Origin of the sequence: Aliivibrio kagoshimensis, assembly GCF_050337105.1 — a bacterium.
GTDB lineage: Bacteria > Pseudomonadota > Gammaproteobacteria > Enterobacterales > Vibrionaceae > Aliivibrio_A > Aliivibrio_A kagoshimensis.
In genome coordinates this window covers 1-21,120 of sequence record NZ_JAKJSQ010000051.1, presented here as the reverse complement: position 1 = coordinate 21,120, position 21,120 = coordinate 1, and the positions used below count along the sequence as shown (strand labels likewise).

Here is a 21,120-nt window from a genome sequence, read left to right as displayed (position 1 = left end):
CTCTTTTTTATGGACGAAGGAAGCCTTATTCGTGAATGTCGTAGCGAATCTCTTGTAAATTGAACCCTAATGGTAAGTCGGTTTTTAACGCGGCGATCTGCTTACTGATTCGAGCGGTTTCAATGTGCTCGTCCAATTTTTTTCGATACTTCTCTACTAAACTGTTAGCCTTGAAAGCACTCTCTATATCCCCATATTCGGTAAGGATCTCTTTGGCTGCTTTAGGTCCAACCCCAGGTATCCCGGTAATCTTGCTAGAGCTGATACCTGCGAGGCCCCAATAATCGGCTAACTGTTCAGGTTTCAAGCCAAACTCTTGTTGCACGAAATCAAGATCTAACCAGCGCTGCTGGAAGTAGTCTCGGATTCGTAGTGTAGGTTGCAGTAACTGGCAGTAGCCTTTATCAGTAGAGATGATGGTGACTTGTTCGTTGCGGTTAGCGACTTTCATGGCAATGGTGGCAATAAGGTCGTCAGCTTCATCACCATCAGAGAGCAGTGAGTCGACGCCTAACTCCCACAACGCATCTTGGATTTGTCCCATACCTGCGGCTAGAGCCTCTGGCATCGGCTTACGGCCTTCTTTGTAATTAGGAAGTAGTTCTGCTCGCCAGCCTCGCTGCTGCTGATGGTGGTCGAATACAGCTATGATATGGGTCGGTTGACTCTGTTTGATGATTTTAGTGACGGCTTGAGAACAGACTCGAATGGTCTGATCAATATCGGCCTCCTCTTTTTGCACTGCATGAATGCGTCGAATGAGGTTGAGTGCGTCAATAACAACAAGGTGAAGCGCCATAGTGTTCCTATAAAAAAAAGAGCCACTTATTAAGAGACTCTTATCATACCGTGAGTGACTGAATTACTCAGTGATTATTTCATAACATGGGATATATTTTGATCCCGGCAGTTTCATCCGCTGCTGTTTAACAAAATCATTGAGTAAAACATCCATTTTCTTCATTAACTGCGCGTCGCCATTGATCTTAAATGGACCGTGTTTCTCAATTTCAATGATCCCTTCCGATTTCACGTTGCCGGAAACAATCCCTGAGAAGGCTTGTCGTAGGTTAGCCGCTAAGTTTTCAGCAGGTTGGTCCATATGAAGGTCTAAGTTGGTCATCGATTGATGAGTGGGTTCAAAGGGTAATTGGAACTTTTCATCAATTTTAAGTGACCAGTTAAACCCATAAGCGTCCCCATGTAACTGTCGATGTTTTTTCACATCTGGCATCGCTTTTTTGATGATTTGAGCGGTCTTTTCAGGATCATCTATCACAATGGTGTAGTGTTTTTGTGCATCTGGACCTAGAGTATCAGCAATGAAAGTATCGATGGATCTGAAGTAATCCTCACTCTCTTTCGGGCCCGTTAAAATAATCGGCATCGGCTGCGAAATATTGTCAGGGTGCATCATAATGCCTAAAATATAGAGCAACTCTTCAGCAGTACCAGCTCCTCCTGGGAAGATGACAATCGCATGAGCCATACGAACAAACGCTTCTAAACGCTTTTCGATATCGGGCATGATAATCAATTCGTTCACAATAGGGTTTGGCGGCTCAGCGGCAATAATCGAAGGTTCCGTTAACCCAATAAAGCGGCTGTCATGGTAACGCTGCTTAGCATGCCCAATCGCGGCTCCCTTCATGGGGCCTTCCATCGCACCGGGTCCACAACCGGTACAGATATCCAATTCACGTAAACCGAGCTGACTGCCGACTTCACGTGTGTATTGGTACTCTATTGGGTTTATAGAGTGGCCACCCCAACAGACGACTAAGTTAGGCTCAAGCCCGGTATGGAAGGTGCGGGCATTACGCAGAATACTAAAGACTAAGTTGGTGATGTGACTGGTATCGGTCAGATTGAGCTTCTGTTGCTCTGAAATCTGCATGTTCACGTAAACAATGTCACGCAGAACAGAGAAGAGTAGTTCTTGGATGCCTTTGATGATTTTTTCATCAACAAATGCGTGAGTCGGCGGATTAATCAGTTCGAGTTTTATTCCACGTTCACGACGTGTCACGCTGATATCAAAGGATTTAAATTTTTCTAACAGCTCTTGAGAGTTATCGGTATGACTACCAGCGTTAAGCACGGCCAGAGAGCAGTTGCGATATAGACGATAGAGATCACTGGAAGCGGTCTGTTTTAATTGATCTACCTCTAATTGAGAGAGTAGATTCATGCTGCCTGTAGGGCTAATGTGTGTAATCAAGTTGCCTCCTTAAATGCGCTGTTGCATGCATATGAGAATTACGAGAAGCGATATACATGAGTGACTTGACTATTTTAACTCTACACAGCAAATTCTAATTTAGCTAGGCATTACTTGAAATAAGTTCTTAAATCTTGGGTGCTTATAACCAAACTAACTGGTTTCGACCAACCGATTTTGCCTGCAGCAGAGCCTTATCTGACCGCTCAATCACCTCTTCTGGCACATCGTTGCCAATGAAGGTTGTGGCACCTATCGTGACGGTAATACTAATTTGATTATTTTTGAATTTGAACGGTAGTTCGCTGACAGATTGTTTGATGTTATTCAGAATAAGATTACGCTGTTTCTGCTCACAGTTAGGTAGTAGGATAACAAACTCTTCACCTCGAAAACGGGCAATGAAATCACTTCTTCTGAGCTGATCTTGCATTGTTTTGGCGATAATTTTAAGCGCTTTGTCGCCAGCTAAATGACCAAATTTGTCATTGATCTGTTTGAAGTTATCGATATCAATCATGGCACAACATAAAGGCTGTTGAGATCGTAACCAATCTTTATAGTCCGTATCAATACGCTCAGATAAGGCTGCACGATTGTTCACTTTGGTGAGGTGATCAAGATGCATGCGTTTTTCTTGCTCACCCAATCTTCTGCGGTACTCTTTGGTCTCTTCGTAGAACGCTGAGAGTTGATTTTCGTTCTGTTTGATCTTTTCAAGTAGCTCTAATTCACGCTCTTCCATCACTTTTTGATGCTCTTCCAGCACTTGAAGTTGTGAGAAGATGTCAGAAAACTCATCTCGGCAAGGGTCTAAATGCTTATTGTTGTTCAGTGTTTCAGACGCCTGGTTAACCAATGAAGAGAACTCTTTACGAAGCTCAGTACGTTTGTCTAAGTGAGATTGACTTTGATTAACGGTGCTATTACTGTTTTTTAGAATCGTGGCTATGCCAGTATTGAGCTTAGTGAGGAATTTTTGCGACGAGTGGCGTTCTTGATGAGTTCCGCTGATCACCAGCTTTAATGTTTCGAGTGAGAGCTCAATTAACGATTGGGCATCCACACCGAGCAGTAACTCTTTTTGAATACCAATTAATCGAGAGCCAGATTCACAGGCAAAATCAAGTTCAGAAATCAACACCAGAAGTTGTTCGGAAAGTTGTTTTTGTTGATTTTGGCTTAGCTCTTGATTTGGGGCGATACTCTGCTCATGCCCAATCGAGATAAATCGAATGGAGCGATCATAGAGCTTTAACAGATGTAATACACGATCAACAGAGCTTCGATTATTCGAATGCTTGAGTAAATCGCGCAAATCTCTTTTCAGCTGTGGAGGTAGGCCTCTAAACCTTTGAAGAGTTTCACCGCTTTGATTAATCTGTTCATCAATCTGTGGTAATTCCGAAGTCACAATAAATAAAGACCTTAAAAACAATTACTGCCAAATAGTCGGGACGCTTTGGCTAAAAATATGACTCAATATAATGCTATATAGAAATAGCTAACGTTTGTCCCACATTGGTTTGATTAGAATATCAATAAGGTATTCAAATTAATATCCCTGAACGGTAGAAAAAGTGATTAAGCATGATATAACGTAAAAAACCACATTAAATTCATTCTGTTAAACCGTTCTCTTTCATCGTTTATGTGATTTTACGCACATTACATCAACTTATCTCTGAAGATTGAACTTTGATCAACCCTGATTCAATAGCCTGTTGGCACGCTGTTCGAATATCTGATGTCGCAAAACTGGCCGCGGGTGCATTGTCTATCGCACTTAGATGCACCCAGTGACTGAGCAATTCACCGCTGTCGATGTTCTGAGCAAATTGAGTTGCCATTAATAGAATATCGATTAACTCTTTATCGTTGATTGCGGTATAAGCTTTAGATAAAAATGGATAATCGGCTAAACCTACGTTTAAACTTCGGTCAATATCACTGTTTGGCTTGAAATTATCCACGTAGCCTTGAATTTTATCAAAAAGCTGTTTAGGAGATTGAGAGTGTTCCCCCTTCTGTTCAATGTACAAAAAGGTTGCATCGGAGAAGTGGTAAATACGATTCGGTTTTTGTATGTTCTCTTTCAAGTATCCACCAAACTCTTTCTCTAAGTCGAGTGCTTGCTGGTAGCCATTTTTTAAGTAGATAGGACGAAGAAACGGAAACTCAATAAGGGCAAAACTTAATCGATCACTTAAGGGTTCATTAATCAACTCCCTTAGGTGCCACTGCTCAATCTGATATTTATCACTTTGTGGTGAATCAGGAAGATGTGGGGTTAACAGGCGGAGGTTTCTCAGTCCACTTCGAGGGTGAGTAAAGAACTCTTGGTGTAAAAAGTTAAGTTGAGTCGTCAGGGTTCGATTCTTTCTGATAAATAGGATAAAAATGGCGATTAGGATCAACACAATGCTTAACAACACCAGAGAGATGTTTTTCATATGCTGAAGATCAGTCGATTTATCCTTTAATTGCTGCTCTAAGCCTCGATAGTGGATGGTCTTTTCTATGATCTCTTTTTGTTGTCGAAATACATCTTCATTGATCTCATTTTGAGTCGCTTGTTTCTGTGCAAACAGTTTTTCAAATGTGCGTTGAGCCTGCAGCGCGGCAGAGTAGTTCTTATCCGCTTCAAAGGCAATGGATTGTAATTGAGTGCCTTGAAGCAGCAGTTCATTTTTATGGCTGTTGTTAGTAATCTCTTTAGCCACTAAAAGCCCACTCTCTATTACTGTAATAGCGTGCGAGTTATCCCCTTCAACCAAAAGAAGTTGAGAACGTTGGAACTGGGCTCTAACTTGCAAGCTTTTCACTTTTGAAAAAGTAATCAATCTTTCTGCTTGGTTTAGGTACTGCTCACTTAATTCATAGTTATTCAGCAAGTAGTAAATATTGGCAATATCTAATCGTAGGTCAATCACATTGGTAAGGTTTTGCTTTTTCTGATTCTGCTCTTGGTCTAACACATTGAAATAGTGCACTAACGCAAGGTTATAACGACCCTGTTTAAAATAGATTTCTGCCATTAAGCTCAACACATCAGCCAGAGTAGTGTTGTCGTTATAGCGCGAATAAAATTCAGCGGCTTGTGAGGCGTACTCTAAAGATTTATCCATCACTTGTCGGTGAAAAAACAGCTGAGCTAACAGGTAGTTTGATCGAGCAAGCTGGCCACTGTTGTTCTCTGAAACTGCCAACCAGTATGAGGATAATAGCTCAGTTAATGCTTGGTCATACTTTTTTAACGATAAGAAGTGTAAACCAATTGATAGGTGGTATTTGGTGGTAAGTTGAGGGTCATCAATATTTTCTAGGTAGCTAAATGCACGTTGATAAAGATAGATTGCTTGCTGATTTTTCTGTTGAAAAGACTCTACTTCAGCGCTTAATAGAGATTGATGAAACCACAGTTCTTCGTATTGCCGTTTATCTTTTTGAGAGCTTTCAATAGAGGTCGCCAGCTCAGTAAGAGATTGTAGAGTTACCTCTGGTTTTTGATAGAGACTCCAGTCGATGTCTGTGATGATAAATTGAGACATTAAAGAGAGAGGGATTAACTTTTGATCTACGGCTACTCTCTTTGAAGCACTGGCAATGACTAATGCTTCATGCAAACGCCCTAACTTATGCAGTGCGAGGGCTTGAATCTGCAACGCCTCAATCATGTTGGTTGGCGTACGTTCAGCCAAGTTTGATTCATCTTCATTATGCGAATTTGGCTTTTCAGCAAACTCAGTTTTTCTTTTGACAGAGATAAAACGCTCAGCAATAAGGTAAGCCTGCTCTGGCGTAGTATCGAGCAGTAAGTAGGCATCGGTAAGTGTTGGAGACGAGTACTCTTTTGCCTGAGTTAAAGCAGGCAGTAGCAATAAGCATATGGAAAAAATACAGACCGAAAATTTCATTATCATTTGTACTATTTGAGAGTATGCATTCATATTAATGAGCAATTAAATAAAGTCCAATGTGCTAGCTGAAGTTGTCTAGCACATCCTGTTTTCACTGATTATTGGCGGGATAAACGGTAATTTGTTTTTGGCATGTTGTTAATGGAGGAGCGATATGGGTTGATATCCAACCCGCCACGCCGAGTATACCGGGCGTATACACTGAGCTGTTCGGGCTGACAATATTTGATGATGTCAGTAAAAATACGTTCAACACACTGCTCATGAAACTCATTGTGCTGTCGGAATGAGACCAAGTAACGCAATAGCTTCTCTTGATCAATTTGATGACCAGTATAACGGATCTCGACACTGCCCCAATCTGGTTGGTTGGTGATCAAGCAGTTGGACTTTAATAAGTGGCTGTGCAGTGATTCTGTGACCTTCTCTTCACCTGTTGAATCGGCTAATAGGGTGGGATCGAATTCATATCCATCTATCTCGATATCTTGCTCATCAATACAACGACCAGACAAGTTGGTAATAGTCTGGCCTGAAATATCATCTACTGAGTGCAGTACAACGTTGACTTGCTCACCTGCACAGTGACTAAGATCTTTGATGAGCGTCTGTTCGACCTCTTGCCAACTCTCAAATCGAGTTTGGTTAAAACTGTTGAGGTAGAGCTTAAACGATTTAGATTCGATTAAGTTTGGGCTAGTGGCAGGCAGAGTGACATCACCAATAGCTACTTGGGGCAGGCCTTTTGAGTTGAGCCAAGATATCTCATACAAGGTCCAAATATCGACACCAAAAAAAGGCAAGGTCTCTCCAAGGGCTAAATCATCACGATTTAAGCTTCTAGGTACGGGTTGCAGGAGTGTAGGCTGGTAGTGCTCTTGGTAGTCAGTTTTTTGACCAAGGGTTAATCCTGCTAACGCTTTTGAACCTGAATATTTGCTCATACTGTCTTTCACTAAAATAGATTAGAATAGACGCAGTTTACTGAATGAGTGGTTGAGTGTCATTACTCCTCTGCTTGTCACATTAAAAATTATTCAAAGAGTGGAGTTGGAAATGAACCAAACAGTAACTCAATCACTGAGTGAATTAGGCCAACGTTATGTTTTTGCTTGGAAAGAAATTAAGGATAGCCTACCAATATCAGAAGAGATGGTAGGACTCGCTTCACCATGCATTATAAACGAAAGTGCACACGCGGTTGAGTGGCAACCTGTTCATCGAGAAGAGAACGCAAACTTTTCGAATGTCGAAGAGGGGATGGATATCTTAATTCACCCTGATTGTATTGAGTTTTATTGCAGTCAGTTTAGTGCGGATATGCAGGCCTCATTTGATAGTAATGTGATTACGTTACTGCAGGTATGGAGTGATGAAGATCTGGTTCGTTTACAGCAGAATTTGATTGGTCACCTAGTGACACAACGACGACTGAAATTAAAACCCACCCTGTTTATTGCAACCACAGATGAAGAGCTAGAAGTGATCTCTATTTGCAATATTAGTGGTGAGGTTATTTTAGAAAAGCTGGGTACCAAACAGAGAAAGGTTTTGAGCGAGAACTTGTGCCAATTTTTGAATAAACTTAAACCGGTTGTGGCTGCATAGATGATAGCGATTGAATTACAGTTTGAGTGTTTTGATAACACCACAGTGACCGCCGTTGATCAGGCGATTAACCGTCTGATTGAAGCATGGCGTTATAATGGACAGATTTTGGGGAGAGAGTTCCCAATTGTCATGGGGGATGGCGATTTTAGAGTGAGGGTAGTTTGCCCTGAAGAAGAGAGTCTCCAAGCTAGCTATAACTCTGATTTTGTTAATCTGAGTATCAAACGGCTGTCTGAAGCTATGCTGTTATCCCCCAAAGCCAAACTATTGGGACGAGATATTAACTCAGAAGAGTCTGCTGATGACCAGGCGCCAAGCTGGCAAGTTATTTATACTACCTACCTACACACTTGTTCACCACTTCGTAGTGGTGACACCTTGATGCCTATTCCGTTATACCGCAATCCAGCCACTTTTAATGGCGATCATAAATCCGTGATCAAATGGCAAACAGAGTGGCAGGCGTGTGATGAGGTGCAGATGGCAGATGCTTGTGCGGCAAAGTTTGCGGCAGTAAGAGAGATATCTGATGTCAGTAGCGACTTGTTTCGACGGGGTTGGGACATACGCGGTCGAATTGAGCATTTAACCAAAATCCCAACGTATTACTATCAGTATCAGGTTGGAGGCACCAGTTTAAAAGAGCAACAAGATCGTCACTGTCCTAAATGTGATAAGGCGTGGAGAGTGGAGACAACTCTGCATGACATTTTTGATTTTAAATGCGATGAGTGCCGAATTGTCTCTAATTTATCGTGGGATTTTCAGTAATATGAAAACGTAACGAGACGTCTATTTTACTTTTTCACTTTGGCTAAAATGCGATCAAGATTGTTGGCAAATTCACGACGGTCGGTCTGAGATAAGGTACTTGGTCCACCCGTTTGAATCCCACTTGATCGTAACGTATCCATGAAATCACGGATATTAAGTCGCGCTTTAATGGTTTCAATGGTGTAGAGCTCTCCTCTTGGGTTGAGGGCTAGCCCTCCTTTCTCTATCACCTCTGCTGCTAAGGGAATGTCAGCAGTAATCACCAAATCTCCCCGCTCAATTCGTTTTACAATTTCATCATCAGCAACATCAAATCCAGACTCAACGCGTAGTGAACGAATGTTGGCAGCAGCTGGAACTGCAATACTGTGGTTTGCGACTAACGTGAGCATCAGACCTGTACGCTCAGCCGCTCTGAAAAGTGTCTCTTTAATGACTTTTGGACAGGCGTCTGCATCGACCCAAATATGCATATTAGTTTTTTCCTTTACTTTCTAGCTCGGCAACCCGTTGTGTCAGAGCGATAAGCTGCTGTTCGAGTTGTTCAATTTTCTGTTGATCACATATTGTGGAATTAGGAACCTCAATTTTCGGCAGGTTCTTGCCAGACTTCCATGCTTGTAGCGCCATGATAATAGCAGGCATCGGAACGGGGCTCGTTAGACGAGCTTTTACTAACGCCACGCTCGGTTTTTTGCCTTCATCCGTTAATGTTTGCATTATTGTTTCTAGTTGCGGGGTGATCTCATGCATGTTGTTGTTCTCTTGTTGTCTCTTTTCTAAGCAATATGATAACCAATTGCTATTGAGCTGCACACTGTTAAGAGGAAGGAAATCGAACAATAATGATAATTGGCTTATTGCAGTGTAAGAGATCCGCTATTTGTGCGTGGGAGATTGCGCTGACCTTAATGGGTTTTTATGTAGTAATTGATTGTAACTTATTGTAATTAATTGATTTTATGGTTGGTCAGGATAGCCAGTCGATGACTGGCTCTATAAATGTGATTCGGGTCTATTGTCGAAAAAAAGTAAAAGCGTAATCTTATTGGTGTCGGAAGGATACTGACACTGGAATAGAAAATGACCCAATGGATGTGGGGTGTCTCAGGATGAGGCAATCTAAGGATAAGAGATAGGTAGCTCAGGAAGAGTTATCAGTACGGAAGCTTTGGACATTAAATGGATGTAATAGTGGCTCGGATAGCGACTAGCAGGATGCAGAAGGATACCTCTAGGATAGAGGGTTGGATTAGCTTCAGGATGAAGTCAAGGACACCGTTCAAGGAATAAATGAGAGCGTCAATACGGGATTGTTGACAGGTCATGGATAGGGCCGAAAAGGACACCACTAGGACAGTGATGTTATGGAAGATCTGATGGAATCAGAATACTATCAAGGATTTGATGCAAGGAGCACCTCAATGTAGCTGGATTGCTGCGAGTGAGACTAAAGGCCCGATATACTTAGGTATATCGGGCCTATTCTTTTTTGGGCGCTGAATTATTCACCCGGCATGCGGTGTGGAGGGAGTGTGAAGTGCGCTGGTCGAAACCCTTTCATAATTAACGTCCCCTGATAACAGTCGTCACCGATGGCTGAAAACTCAAACAGATATTGTGTATGGAAGCTTTTACGTCCATCAGGCAGTCGCAGCTTATAGCCCCCCCTAGAGACATTCAGAAGTTGTAAACTCATCTGCTTGCAGTGACGTTGAATCGCCAGGTTGGCCAATTCACTTTGACGATGTTGCTGCCAAAAACCGTATCCAATAAAGCTAAACAGTAAAATCGCCAATAAGTTATCCATATGACTACTGAGCCTGCTTAGTATTATTTTGCAACGCTTCCAGTGCCCCAACTAGCTTAGGGTCAGCATCACTATGTATGAGGTATAACATGGTCATTCGTAGTACGGGCTGCATGACCAAGTCGGCAAAAATTTGATTGAAAAGGTTTTGATCACCCGTTTGAGCCAGACGTAATAAAAACGTGGTTGCCGTGGCTTGATCTTGCAGTGCAGTCCAGCAGCGGCCAACGATGGCGACGAGTATCTCTGGGTGACTAAAGCGTTGGTTTGAAAGAATTAATGTGATTGCTGATTGTAAAATCTTTTGATCCGCCCCTGCTAGCGCCCGAACCAGTGCTGACATTAAAAAAAGATCAGGGTTGGTTTGTTGAGACTCTTGTATTAAACGCTCTTCCACTCTTAACGCCAGTTTTTCGGCGATATCACAATGCTCTAAACAGCCTAATATGGCATAGAGCGGCTCTGCTGGGAGGTGAGGGAGTGCTTTACGCACTAATACGTTGTTTTGCTCTTGGTGCAAGCGACAGCAGACATCAGCAAACCCCTGTAACCCTACCGTTTGCCAGTTGTTCCATCCTAAGCTGCCCGTTAAGTAGTGCTGAGCGTGCTCATAATACTGGCTACTTGATTGCTGTAAGTTAACCCTAAGTTGGCTAGTAAAAAGTGCCATCTTGTCATCTTTAGGTTTAAAAATGTAGGGATTGTTGGCGAGTTTATCTTGTTGCTCTTGACTCGGTTCTGCCTGTAGATTGGCTCCCGTGGCTTCAATGACAAATTTGATGAAGTTACCCATATCCCCTTGAATTAATAAGCTACGCTCATCCAAAGGTAGGCGCAAAAACCAAATCCATGGTTCAGGCTGTTCAAGTTGCGGATTCCAGAAAGCAACGGCTAAATGAGCGTGCCTTTGTAGTGGAAATGGGTAGGGTTGTTGACCCGCTTCGACAGCTTGAAACTGTTTTGTATCGATAGTCTGCACTCTACGGCCGAGATCGAAAATTTGATACTGGCTGCCAGCGTGATGAAAAAGTTCGGTTAAAGAGTGAATTGTATCCATGATATTCATTACTTGTATTAAGATAGTGAGATTATAGGGAGAATTACCGTTAAATGGTAACCTTAGTGAATAAAGCGCGATAGAGATTACGTTATGAATAGAAAAAATGAACTGATTATCAATCTACTCGATCAAATTGAATTGGTTCTTAGGCGTTATGACATGTGGCAGAGTGAGCCGCCAAGTTTAACTGCCTTAACCAGTGTTGAGCCATTTTCTGTGGATACACTAAGTTGTGAGGAGTGGTTACAGTGGGTGTTTATTCCCAAACTGCACGAGATGATCGATGTGGGTGAAGAGTTACCAGTGGGATTTGCTATCTCTCCCTATGTTGAAGAGACCATGATGGGCAGCGAGGGTGGAAAGAGAGTGCATCAGCTCTGCGTCGAGTTAGACGAAGTGGCTAGGGTGATTCATTAATGATCATAGAGCCAGAAGCAACAGAGAGCCTAGTGATTGAACCTGTGGTGCTCGAGATTGTCTATCAGGATGAGTTTCTGGTGGCGGTGAATAAACCAGCAGGAATGCTTGTGCACCGCTCTTGGTTAGATCGCCACGAAACACGCTTTGTGATGCAAACATTAAGAGATCAAATTGGTCAGCATGTCTTCCCGTTGCATCGATTAGATCGTCCAACCTCAGGGGTGCTTTTTTTTGCGCTTTCAAGTGAAATTGCCTCTAAGGTGATGCCACTGTTTGCCAGTCGTGAGATCAAGAAAACCTATCATGCTATTGTCAGGGGGTGGATCACGGAGGCGGCGGTATTGGATTATCCTCTGAAAGAGGAGCAAGATCGTATTGCGGATAAAAAGGCGACTAAAGAGCCGGAAGCAAAAGAGGCGATTACCGCCTATCGCCCTCTTGCAGAGATCGAAGTTCCTTTCTCCACAGGCCGATTCCCAACCAGCCGTTATTCGTTGATAGAGATGAAGCCACACACAGGGCGTAAGCATCAATTGCGAAGACACATGCACCACCTTAGCCACCCCATAATAGGTGATACCAGTCATGGTGATGGACGTCATAATCGTCTTTTTCGAGAGCATTATGATTGTCACCGTTTAATGCTTCACGCGTCTGAGTTGAGCTTTATTCATCCAATCACGGATAGGCCGGTAACGATTAAGGCGGAGTTTGATGAGGTATGGCAACGCTTAATGACAAGGTTTGAATGGTCAATTAAGTAGAGGGCGAGTACGAAAGTTAGGTTCGCGATCTTTCGTACTCAATTCAGAGACTATTTTAGCTTCTCTAGGTCCGCTTCAATTTCAGCTATTTTACTCGATACTACTTTCTCTAAATGACGAAGATCGACCAAGATTTTCTTTTTAAGATCGACTGGAGCAGGAGCTTGGCGAGTAATTTTATTCAACTCATCAATGATCAAAGTAAGGTTTCGGTTAATCTCCGTGACCTCTTTGTATCGACGGTCACTGCTGTTCACTAATACATTTTTGTGTTGGCGAGGGTATTTATATTTTACGCTTTTCGCTAAAAAATCACCTTTCTCTTTAACAAAATAGATTTTTAAAATATCTGTTTGTGACTCTTGGCGAAGTGAGTAACGTTCAATTTTCTCTGGCTCAGTTATGCCTAAACCTTTGAGGTGTGGATACATAGAAACCCCATTTCTGTAAGTGGAAGGTAAAATTAGTGTTACAAAAAATAACTCTAGCAGTAGATGTTGCTAGGTTATAGCCATTTTTTAAAACAAAGCAAAGAGTTGTGGAGAAGATCGCTCTTATTTCTCTAATAAGAGCGATTTTTTGAGACGTGACTTTTATTCAGAATCTTCGAGCTGTTGGATATTTTTTAATAGGGCTGATTGTACTTCTGTTTGTTGCTCAAGAGTTAAAGGCGTCCCTTGTTCTGAAGTGACAATAAAGAGATCCTCTGCCCGTTCTCCAATGGTGGATATTTTTGCCGCATGGAGGTTAATATTAAGCGATGATAACGTCACACTAATGATAGTGAGTAGCCCTGGCGTGTCTAAAGCAACCAGTTCTAGTAGCGTTCTTTTTCCTGTTTTGGTAGGAAGAAAGTCGGCTTTGGTTTTTACATTGAAGTGCTGTAAGTTTCTTGGGGTTCGGCGTATTCGTATCTCAGAGGGCGCCTCTTGCTCAAGTATGGTCGTTAGCTGCTCAACAATAGCAGGATGACGATCGAGTTCAATAAGCTGGTTTTTATTATCAAGAATAATAAAAGTATCCAGAGAGTAACCATCTTTACTGGTCATGATCTGAGCATTTAAAATGGTGAAATTACGGCGATCTAACTCAGCAACAACCGAAGCAAACAGTTTTGGTTTATCTTTGCTGTAAACAAACAGTTCAGTACCACCTCTTGCAGATTCATTACTGATTAAGATCAGTGTTTTGTTGCTATTATGTTTAAGCAGATAGGAGGTATGCCAAGTGATCTGCTTTGGGGTGTGCCGTAGAAAGTAGTCGGCTTTAAACCTACGCCATAATAGCTCAATCTCTCTCGGCGTGAAGTTTTCACTGCGCAGCTGGGCTGAAGCGATAAATTGATTGTGACGAATACGTTCACGTAGATCCGGCGGATTCTCTAAACCGCGTCTAAGGGCACGTTGAGTGGAGTAGTAGAGCTCCGCAATTAAGGTTCTTTTCCAGCTGTTCCATAAATCAGGATTAGTCGCACATATATCGGCAACCGTTAAGCAGACAAGATAATCGAGATAGTCCTCTTCACGAACCGTTTTGGCAAATTCGGTGATCACTTCTGGGTCGTAAATATCTCGCCTTTGTGCCGTTACTGACATCAGAAGGTGATTTTTGACCAACCATGAGACCAGTTTTGCTTCAGGCTTAGAGAAGTCATGGTCAATACAGAACTCATAAGCATCAACGGCACCAATTTCAGAGTGATCTCCCCCTCGGCCTTTACCAATATCATGGAAAATAGCCGCTACGATCAGCAGATCTTTTCGGATGATTTTTGGGTAGACATCACAGCAGATAGGGTGACGCTCTTTATACTCAGGCTGTGAAAATTTATTGATGTGATTAAGCAGTCGCATGCTGTGTTCATCAACGGTGTAAACATGGAATAGATCAAACTGCATCTGGCCAACAATTTGACTCCATTGAGGAAGGTAAGCGGGCAGAACGCCTAATTTGTGCATTAAACTGAATGCTTTGATGAGTGCATTCGGATGGCGAAGCAGGGCGATAAATTTCTCTTTGGCTTCTGGTATTTCACATAAAAATTTATTAAGGCGCCTGCGTGCGGTTCTTAACTGCCGCAATGTCGGCGGACTGACGCCATCAATGTCCGAATCGTTAGCCACATGCAAGAACATATCAAGAATACTTTCCGGTCTGGCTTGAAAAAGTGCAGGTTTACGTGCTTCGATGAGGCTGCCACGAACTTGAAAGTCATCGTCGATAATGATCGCTTCAGGCTCTTCACCTTTATGCAGTATTGCTTGATCAAACAGCTTTAGTAACATGGTATTGAGCTCTGTTACACGTCGTAATGTACGGTAGAACTCTTTCATCATTCGCTCAACACCGCGGTTACCTTGATCCACAATACCTAAATGTTCAGCGACTTGAGCTTGATGACCAAAGGTGAGGCGGTTGTCATAGCGTTTTAGCTCGAGGTGGAGGGCAAAACGGACTCGCCATAGGTAGTCTTGGCACTCAACTAGCTCTCGAAATTCGGCGTCAGTTAAAAAGCCGTAAACACTCATTTCATGCAGTGATGTCGCCCCGAAATGTCGACGTGCGACCCAACTAAGCGTGTGAATATCTCTTAAACCACCAGGTGTGGACTTAATATCTGGTTCTAGATTGTACGCCGTATCATGAAAGCGGGCGTGTCGCTCACGCTGTTCTGTCAGTTTGGCTTGATAGAAGTCTTCACTTGGCCAAAATTGTGGTGATACAATCGTCTGTTGCAGCTGTTCAAATGTCTCTTCACAGCCAAAAAGAAGTCTGGATTCTTGAAGGTTGGTGGCGACAGTAATGTCCCCTTTACCAACGTCAAAGCACTGCTCAACTGTTCTGACACTGTGGCCAACTTCTAAGCGGAGGTCCCATAAAAAAGTGAGAAACTCACTGACAGTTTCGCCGAGAGGCTCAGACAGTTGGGATTCGGATAGGATAAGCAGATCGATGTCTGACAGTGGGTGTAACTCTTCTCTACCATATCCACCTACTGCGACTAATGCGAGTTTATTTATGCTGTCGAGCTGGTAGTGAGACCAAAGGCGTCTGAGCAGTTTGTCGATATATTGTGAACGCTCTAGTACTAAAATATCTACCGCACCACGTTCAATAAATTGTTGCTTTTGCTGTTCAGAAAATAGGTCCAGTTGCTCACGGATATAGTGAGATGTGATCTGTTGCTGGCTTAAATTGTCGGGAGTAATGAGAGTGTTAAGCATAGCGTTCCTTGCAGCTTAGTTGAGTCATTGAGCTAGATTAAGCAGTTCAACATTTTACAATGAACTGCTCAAATGATGTCGCGCAGGGTTACTTATTATTGAAGAATCTCGGTATATTCTCATCAGAGCGTAAAGTGAGCACTTCACAACCATTTTTGGTCACTAACAAAGTGTGCTCCCATTGTGCGGTATTTTTTCCATCGACGGTATACACGGTCCAGCCATCAGCTTCATCAACGACACAACCAAACTTACCCGCGTTAATCATCGGTTCAATGGTGAAACACATTCCCTCTTTTAATACGGTTTTATCGTTATTTTTATAGTGCACAACTTGAGGGTCTTCATGGAAGCCTTTACCTATGCCATGGCCACAAAAATCTCGAACAATGGAGTATTTATTCTTTGGGTTTTTCTTATTATTATTTTTAATGTACTTCTCAATCGCGGTGCCTATTTCGCCAAGTTTAGCGCCAGGACGAACTTTTCGCATACCAACATAAAGAGACTCTTGAGCAACACTGCACAAGCGGCTGTTAGGTTGCGTTACTTCACCCACCAAAAACATTTTTGATGTATCGCCGTGATAACCAACAGGTCGAGTGTCTAAGTTTGCGTCAGGATCATCCGGAATAATGACCGTAATATCGACATTTAGAATATCGCCACTTTTTAAGACTGCAGGTTTTAGTTCACCAGAAGAACCTTGCTCATCGTTAGACGCTGGTATGCCATGGCAGACAACGTGATTGATCGAAGTGCAGATAGATTTAGTAAAACCATGATAGTTTAACGGTGCAGAGTAGGCGTTATTATTACGAGCATAATCGTCACAAATCTGGTTGAGTCTTTCGGTAGTTACCCCTTCAACAATGTAGGGTTCAATCATCTCTAATACGTCCGCGGCAAGTTTGCCCGCAATTCGCATCTTTTCTATCTCTTCCGAGGTTTTTATTATTACGGCCATTTTATATTCTCTACTAGCGACAAGTATGCAATCAAACTATGTTACCAGTGACGAAGCAATGAGGAAACTCTAGAGTAAAAAATGATGATAATAGTGGATATTGGTGGTCGTTTTATGGTATAAAGCGCGCCGGATTCATGATCTTTGGATTGTGCGTTCGAACATAAATTACTTTAAATCACACACATTCCGACACATGTTCCGGGGTGCCGTACAGTTTGATTCTCAAGCTAATAAGGTCGGTAACATGGGGAGTGTGGAGGCCTAACCCCATAGAGGAATTATTAAATGGCTACTGTATCAATGCGCGACATGCTTCAAGCTGGTGTTCACTTCGGTCACCAAACTCGTTACTGGAACCCAAAAATGAAGCCTTTCATTTTCGGTGCACGTAACAAAGTTCATATCATCAACTTAGAATCTACTGTTCCAATGTTCAACGAAGCACTTGCTGAGTTAGGCAAAATTGGATCTCGTAAAGGTAAGGTTCTTTTTGTTGGTACTAAGCGTGCCGCATCTGAAGCTATTAAAGAAGCTGCAATCGAGAGCAACCAGTACTACGTAAACAACCGTTGGTTGGGTGGTATGTTGACTAACTACAAAACTGTACGTCAGTCAATCAAACGTCTAAAAGAGTTTGAAGCACAGTCTCAAGATGGCACTTTCGAAAAAATCACTAAGAAAGAAGCGCTAATGCGTACTCGTTCTATGGAAAAACTAGAGCGTTCTCTAGGCGGAATCAAAAACATGGGTGGTCTTCCAGACGCACTTTTTGTTATTGATGCTGATCACGAACATATTGCGATTAAAGAAGCAAACAACCTAGGTATCCCAGTATTTGCTGTTGTTGATACTAACTCTGACCCAGATGGCGTTGACTACGTAATCCCAGGTAACGATGACGCAATCCGCGCTATCAAACTTTACCTAGGCTCTGCTGGCCAAGCTGTAACTGAAGGTCGTAACCAAGACCTAGTAGTTCAAGCTGAGCAAGACGGTTTCGTAGAAGAAGCTAAATAATTTCACTTAGTGAAAATGATTTAGCTCACTCCTGGTGAGTCTCTTAACTTTTAAAGTTAAGCATAGTTAGCAGGGGCCGGTATTCTGGCCCCTGATTTTTAATTTTCCATTTAATGGAATTATCGAGGATTAAACAATGGCAACTGTTACTGCTGCTCTAGTTAAAGAACTGCGCGAACGTACTGGCGCAGGCATGATGGATTGTAAAAAAGCGCTTGTTGAAGCGAATGCTGATATTGAATTAGCGATCGAGAACATGCGTAAAAGTGGCGCGGCTAAAGCAGCTAAAAAAGCGGGTCGTGTTGCAGCTGATGGTGTAATCTTAATTAAAGAAGCGGCAGGTGTTGCTGCTATTCTTGAAGTTAACTGTGAAACTGACTTCGTTGCAAAAGATGCAAGCTTCCTTGCATTCTCTAACGAAGTTGCAGAAACAGCACTAGCTGAGAAACTAGATACAGCGGCACTTCAAGCTAAATTTGAAGAGCAACGTGCTGCACTAGTTGCTAAAATCGGTGAGAACATGAGCATCCGCCGTGTTGAATACATCGAAGGCGATGTGGTTGGTTCTTACCGTCACGGTGAGCGTATTGGTGTGGTAGTTGCTGCTTCTGATGCAGACGCAGAGACTCTTAAGCAAGTTGCAATGCACGTTGCTGCTTCTAAACCTGATTACGTTACTCCTGATGACGTACCAGCTGATGTTGTTGCAAAAGAAAAACAAATTCAAATCGATATCGCTATTCAGTCTGGTAAGCCAGCTGAAATCGCAGAGAAAATGGTTGTTGGCCGCATGAAGAAATTCACTGGCGAAGTTTCTCTGACAGGTCAAGCGTTCGTAATGGACCCTTCTCAAACTGTTGGTCAAATGCTTAAAGCTAAAGGCGCGACAGTAACTAACTTTATCCGCTTAGAAGTGGGTGAAGGTATCGAGAAAGCTAGCGAAATGAGCTTTGCAGACGAAGTTGCACTAGTTCAGAAAGGTTAATCCTAGTTATTTAGGTTAACATTAAGGACCGTGGCCAAGGCTGCGGTCTTTTTATAATTATCAATAAACAAATCTCTTTGAAAGGTAAATTCATGACTACTAACCCAAAGCCGACTTATCAACGTATTTTGCTTAAACTTAGTGGCGAGGCCCTTCAAGGAAATGAAGGTTTTGGCATTGACCCAACCATTCTTGACCGTATGGCTCAAGAGATAAAAGAGTTAGTTGAACTGGGTGTTCAAGTTGGCGTCGTGATCGGTGGTGGCAACTTATTCCGTGGTGCTGGTCTAGCTGAAGCGGGTATGAACAGAGTTGTGGGTGACCACATGGGGATGCTAGCAACAGTAATGAATGGCCTAGCGATGCGTGATGCACTGCACCGTGCTTATGTGAACGCGCGAGTGATGTCAGCTATTCCACTAAAAGGTGTATGCGATGATTATAATTGGGCTGACGCGATAAGCCAGTTACGCACAGGCCGAGTGGTGATATTCTCAGCAGGAACGGGTAACCCTTTCTTTACTACAGACTCTGCAGCGTGTTTACGCGGTATTGAGATTGAAGCTGATATCGTACTAAAAGCGACGAAAGTAGATGGTGTCTTTGATTGCGATCCTGTCGCTAACCCTGAAGCCAAACTTTATGATAAGCTTAGTTATAACACGATTTTAGAAAAAGAATTAAAAGTCATGGATTTAGCTGCATTTACGCTAGCACGTGACCATAACATGCCAATTCGCGTATTCAATATGAATAAACCAGGTTCACTTCGCCGCGTCGTTTTGGGTGAAGCTGAAGGTACATTAATTTCTGATTGTGATTGATATTGACTGTCTTCAGTCAATGATTAACGAATGTATAGGATGATATTGTGATTAACGAAATCAAACAAGACGCTGAAGAGCGTATGGAAAAAAGCGTAGAAGCGCTAAAGAATAATCTGGCAAAAATCAGAACAGGCCGTGCACACCCGAGCTTATTACAGGGGTTAAGTGTTGAATATTACGGTGCAGCGACACCAATCAATCAAGTGGCAAACATTGTTGCTGAAGATTCTCGTACGCTAGCCATTACTGTTTTTGATAAAGAGTTAGCCCAAGCAGTAGAAAAAGCGATCATGAAGTCAAGCCTAGGTTTGAATCCAATGTCTGCGGGTACCGTTATTCGTGTACCACTTCCTGCATTAACTGAAGAGCGTCGCCGCGAATTTGTAAAAATTGTACGTGGTGAAGCGGAGAATGGACGTGTTGCTATTCGTAACATTCGTCGTGATGCTAACGGTGATGTAAAAGCACTTCTTAAAGAGAAAGAGATCTCTGAAGATGATGATCATCGCGCTCAAGATGAGATCCAAAAACTGACTGATGCTGCGGTTAAGTTAGTTGATTCACTACTTGAAGTGAAAGAAAAAGAGTTGATGGAAGTTTAATTACCTCTACATTAATAGATGAATAAGCGCTGAGTGATAATTGATATAACCATCACTGTGGCGCTTTTTATTTTTGTAAGGAAGGGGCACTATGTCTGATAAAGCCAATGATCCTGTACTGAATTCTCAGTCATTACCACAACATATTGCCATCATCATGGATGGTAATGGTCGCTGGGCGAAATCAAAAGGCAAAGCACGAGTCTTTGGCCACAAAGCGGGCGTTGAGGCCGTACGAGGCACCATTGCGGCTGCGAATAAGTTAGGGATCACCGCGGTCACTCTTTTTGCATTTAGCAGTGAAAATTGGCGCAGACCAGAAGAAGAAGTGAGCCTATTGATGGAGCTGTTTATGACAGTCCTATCACGTGAGGTGAAACGACTTCATAAAAATGGTATCCAGTTACGAATTATCGGTGATAAGAGTCGATTTAGTTCTCGTTTACAGAAGAAAATTAAAGAGGCCGAAGCGTTAACTTGCAATAATTCTGGGCTCATACTCAATGTTGCTGCCAACTATGGTGGTAAGTGGGACATTACCCAAGCGGTAAAAACCATTGCTGAAGATGTAAAATCTGGCACGATTGACATTGAGGATATCAGTGAATCTTTGATCGGTTCGCGTATTGAGATGTCTGATGAGCCTGATGTCGATCTGTTGATCAGAACCGGTGGTGAGTGCAGAATTAGCAACTTTGTGTTGTGGAAGTTAGCATACGCTGAAATGTACTTTACCGAGCAGTTCTGGCCAGAGTTTAACGAAGAGAGTCTAGTGGCTGCTGTTGCCTGGTTTGTTAACAGAGAGCGACGTTTTGGATGTACAAGTGAACAAGTGCGATCGTTAATGGAAAGAGCGTCGTAGTTACCACTATAAATTTCATTATAATAATAAGATGTATCTAACTAACCTTTGCC

General features: G+C 42.5%; 21 protein-coding genes. 9 read left to right on the top strand and 12 right to left on the bottom strand.

Annotated features, from left to right (window positions below; translation table 11 throughout):
* Positions 1-25: 25 nt before the first annotated feature.
* The 5 genes from xni to queF all read right to left on the bottom strand — a co-directional run bounded on the left by xni (position 26) and on the right by queF (position 7,085).
* Positions 26-799: a flap endonuclease Xni gene (xni, locus tag L4C32_RS15160; RefSeq protein WP_428197735.1), complete on the bottom strand. Its 774-nt coding sequence runs from the start codon at positions 797-799 to the stop codon at positions 26-28.
* Between the two features lie 63 nt (positions 800-862).
* A complete protein-coding gene (gene ppnN, locus L4C32_RS15155) occupies positions 863-2,221 on the bottom strand; it encodes a nucleotide 5'-monophosphate nucleosidase PpnN (RefSeq protein ID WP_428197734.1) in 1,359 nt (452 codons plus the stop codon).
* A gap of 142 nt (positions 2,222-2,363) precedes the next feature.
* The gene (locus L4C32_RS15150) at positions 2,364-3,635 is read right to left on the bottom strand and encodes a GGDEF domain-containing protein (protein ID WP_428197733.1); all 1,272 of its coding nucleotides are present in this window, start codon (positions 3,633-3,635) and stop codon (positions 2,364-2,366) included.
* Positions 3,636-3,894: 259 nt separating this feature from the next.
* A complete protein-coding gene (locus L4C32_RS15145; RefSeq protein WP_428197732.1) occupies positions 3,895-6,144 on the bottom strand; it encodes a tetratricopeptide repeat protein in 2,250 nt (749 codons plus the stop codon).
* 95 nt (positions 6,145-6,239) lie between these two features.
* Positions 6,240-7,085: an NADPH-dependent 7-cyano-7-deazaguanine reductase QueF gene (queF, locus tag L4C32_RS15140; protein ID WP_428197731.1), complete on the bottom strand. Its 846-nt coding sequence runs from the start codon at positions 7,083-7,085 to the stop codon at positions 6,240-6,242.
* Between the two features lie 112 nt (positions 7,086-7,197).
* On the opposite strand from queF, the gene syd reads away from it, so the two are divergent.
* Both syd and L4C32_RS15130 read left to right on the top strand, forming a co-directional pair.
* Complete coding sequence (gene syd, locus L4C32_RS15135) at positions 7,198-7,749, top strand: SecY-interacting protein (RefSeq protein ID WP_428197730.1); 552 nt, start codon at positions 7,198-7,200, stop codon at positions 7,747-7,749.
* Complete coding sequence (locus L4C32_RS15130) at positions 7,750-8,523, top strand: Zn-ribbon-containing protein (RefSeq protein ID WP_428197729.1); 774 nt, start codon at positions 7,750-7,752, stop codon at positions 8,521-8,523.
* 26 nt (positions 8,524-8,549) lie between these two features.
* Here the strand turns inward: L4C32_RS15130 and L4C32_RS15125 are convergent, their stop codons facing one another.
* The 4 genes from L4C32_RS15125 to L4C32_RS15110 all read right to left on the bottom strand — a co-directional run bounded on the left by L4C32_RS15125 (position 8,550) and on the right by L4C32_RS15110 (position 11,393).
* Positions 8,550-8,999 (bottom strand): YaiI/YqxD family protein, encoded by a 450-nt coding sequence (locus L4C32_RS15125; protein ID WP_428197728.1) that lies wholly within the window; start codon positions 8,997-8,999, stop codon positions 8,550-8,552.
* A gap of 1 nt (position 9,000) precedes the next feature.
* Positions 9,001-9,279 (bottom strand): hypothetical protein, encoded by a 279-nt coding sequence (locus L4C32_RS15120; RefSeq protein ID WP_428197727.1) that lies wholly within the window; start codon positions 9,277-9,279, stop codon positions 9,001-9,003.
* Between the two features lie 751 nt (positions 9,280-10,030).
* Positions 10,031-10,336, bottom strand: coding sequence for a DUF3301 domain-containing protein (locus tag L4C32_RS15115; protein WP_428197726.1), 306 nt, complete (start codon positions 10,334-10,336; stop codon positions 10,031-10,033).
* Between the two features lie 4 nt (positions 10,337-10,340).
* Positions 10,341-11,393, bottom strand: coding sequence for a DUF3549 family protein (locus tag L4C32_RS15110; RefSeq protein ID WP_428197725.1), 1,053 nt, complete (start codon positions 11,391-11,393; stop codon positions 10,341-10,343).
* Between the two features lie 93 nt (positions 11,394-11,486).
* On the opposite strand from L4C32_RS15110, the gene L4C32_RS15105 reads away from it, so the two are divergent.
* Together L4C32_RS15105 and truC are read left to right on the top strand one after the other, a co-directional pair.
* A complete protein-coding gene (locus tag L4C32_RS15105; RefSeq protein ID WP_428197724.1) occupies positions 11,487-11,813 on the top strand; it encodes a YqcC family protein in 327 nt (108 codons plus the stop codon).
* Positions 11,813-12,580: a tRNA pseudouridine(65) synthase TruC gene (truC, locus tag L4C32_RS15100; protein ID WP_428197723.1), complete on the top strand. Its 768-nt coding sequence runs from the start codon at positions 11,813-11,815 to the stop codon at positions 12,578-12,580. Before L4C32_RS15105 ends, truC begins: the two co-directional genes overlap by 1 nt.
* Before the next feature lie 50 nt (positions 12,581-12,630).
* Here the strand turns inward: truC and L4C32_RS15095 are convergent, their stop codons facing one another.
* The 3 genes from L4C32_RS15095 to map form a co-directional block, all read right to left on the bottom strand.
* Positions 12,631-13,011: a DUF3461 family protein gene (locus L4C32_RS15095; RefSeq protein ID WP_428197722.1), complete on the bottom strand. Its 381-nt coding sequence runs from the start codon at positions 13,009-13,011 to the stop codon at positions 12,631-12,633.
* Positions 13,012-13,173: 162 nt separating this feature from the next.
* Positions 13,174-15,804: a bifunctional uridylyltransferase/uridylyl-removing protein GlnD gene (glnD, locus tag L4C32_RS15090; RefSeq protein ID WP_428197721.1), complete on the bottom strand. Its 2,631-nt coding sequence runs from the start codon at positions 15,802-15,804 to the stop codon at positions 13,174-13,176.
* A gap of 88 nt (positions 15,805-15,892) precedes the next feature.
* Positions 15,893-16,771: a type I methionyl aminopeptidase gene (gene map, locus L4C32_RS15085; RefSeq protein WP_428197720.1), complete on the bottom strand. Its 879-nt coding sequence runs from the start codon at positions 16,769-16,771 to the stop codon at positions 15,893-15,895.
* 288 nt (positions 16,772-17,059) lie between these two features.
* On the opposite strand from map, the gene rpsB reads away from it, so the two are divergent.
* The 5 genes from rpsB (at position 17,060) to uppS (ending at position 21,067) form a co-directional block, all read left to right on the top strand.
* Positions 17,060-17,791 carry a 30S ribosomal protein S2 gene (gene rpsB / locus L4C32_RS15080; RefSeq protein ID WP_428197719.1) on the top strand — a complete coding sequence of 244 codons (732 nt, stop codon included), beginning with the start codon at positions 17,060-17,062 and terminating at the stop codon, positions 17,789-17,791.
* Positions 17,792-17,927: 136 nt separating this feature from the next.
* Positions 17,928-18,776 carry a translation elongation factor Ts gene (tsf, locus tag L4C32_RS15075; protein ID WP_428197718.1) on the top strand — a complete coding sequence of 283 codons (849 nt, stop codon included), beginning with the start codon at positions 17,928-17,930 and terminating at the stop codon, positions 18,774-18,776.
* A gap of 92 nt (positions 18,777-18,868) precedes the next feature.
* Positions 18,869-19,600: a UMP kinase gene (gene pyrH, locus L4C32_RS15070; protein ID WP_428197717.1), complete on the top strand. Its 732-nt coding sequence runs from the start codon at positions 18,869-18,871 to the stop codon at positions 19,598-19,600.
* Between the two features lie 47 nt (positions 19,601-19,647).
* Positions 19,648-20,205, top strand: a complete 558-nt coding sequence (gene frr, locus L4C32_RS15065; protein ID WP_428197716.1) for a ribosome recycling factor — start codon at positions 19,648-19,650, stop codon at positions 20,203-20,205.
* Positions 20,206-20,296: 91 nt separating this feature from the next.
* Positions 20,297-21,067 carry a polyprenyl diphosphate synthase gene (gene uppS / locus L4C32_RS15060; RefSeq protein ID WP_428197715.1) on the top strand — a complete coding sequence of 257 codons (771 nt, stop codon included), beginning with the start codon at positions 20,297-20,299 and terminating at the stop codon, positions 21,065-21,067.
* The last annotated feature ends 53 nt before the right edge of the window (positions 21,068-21,120 follow it).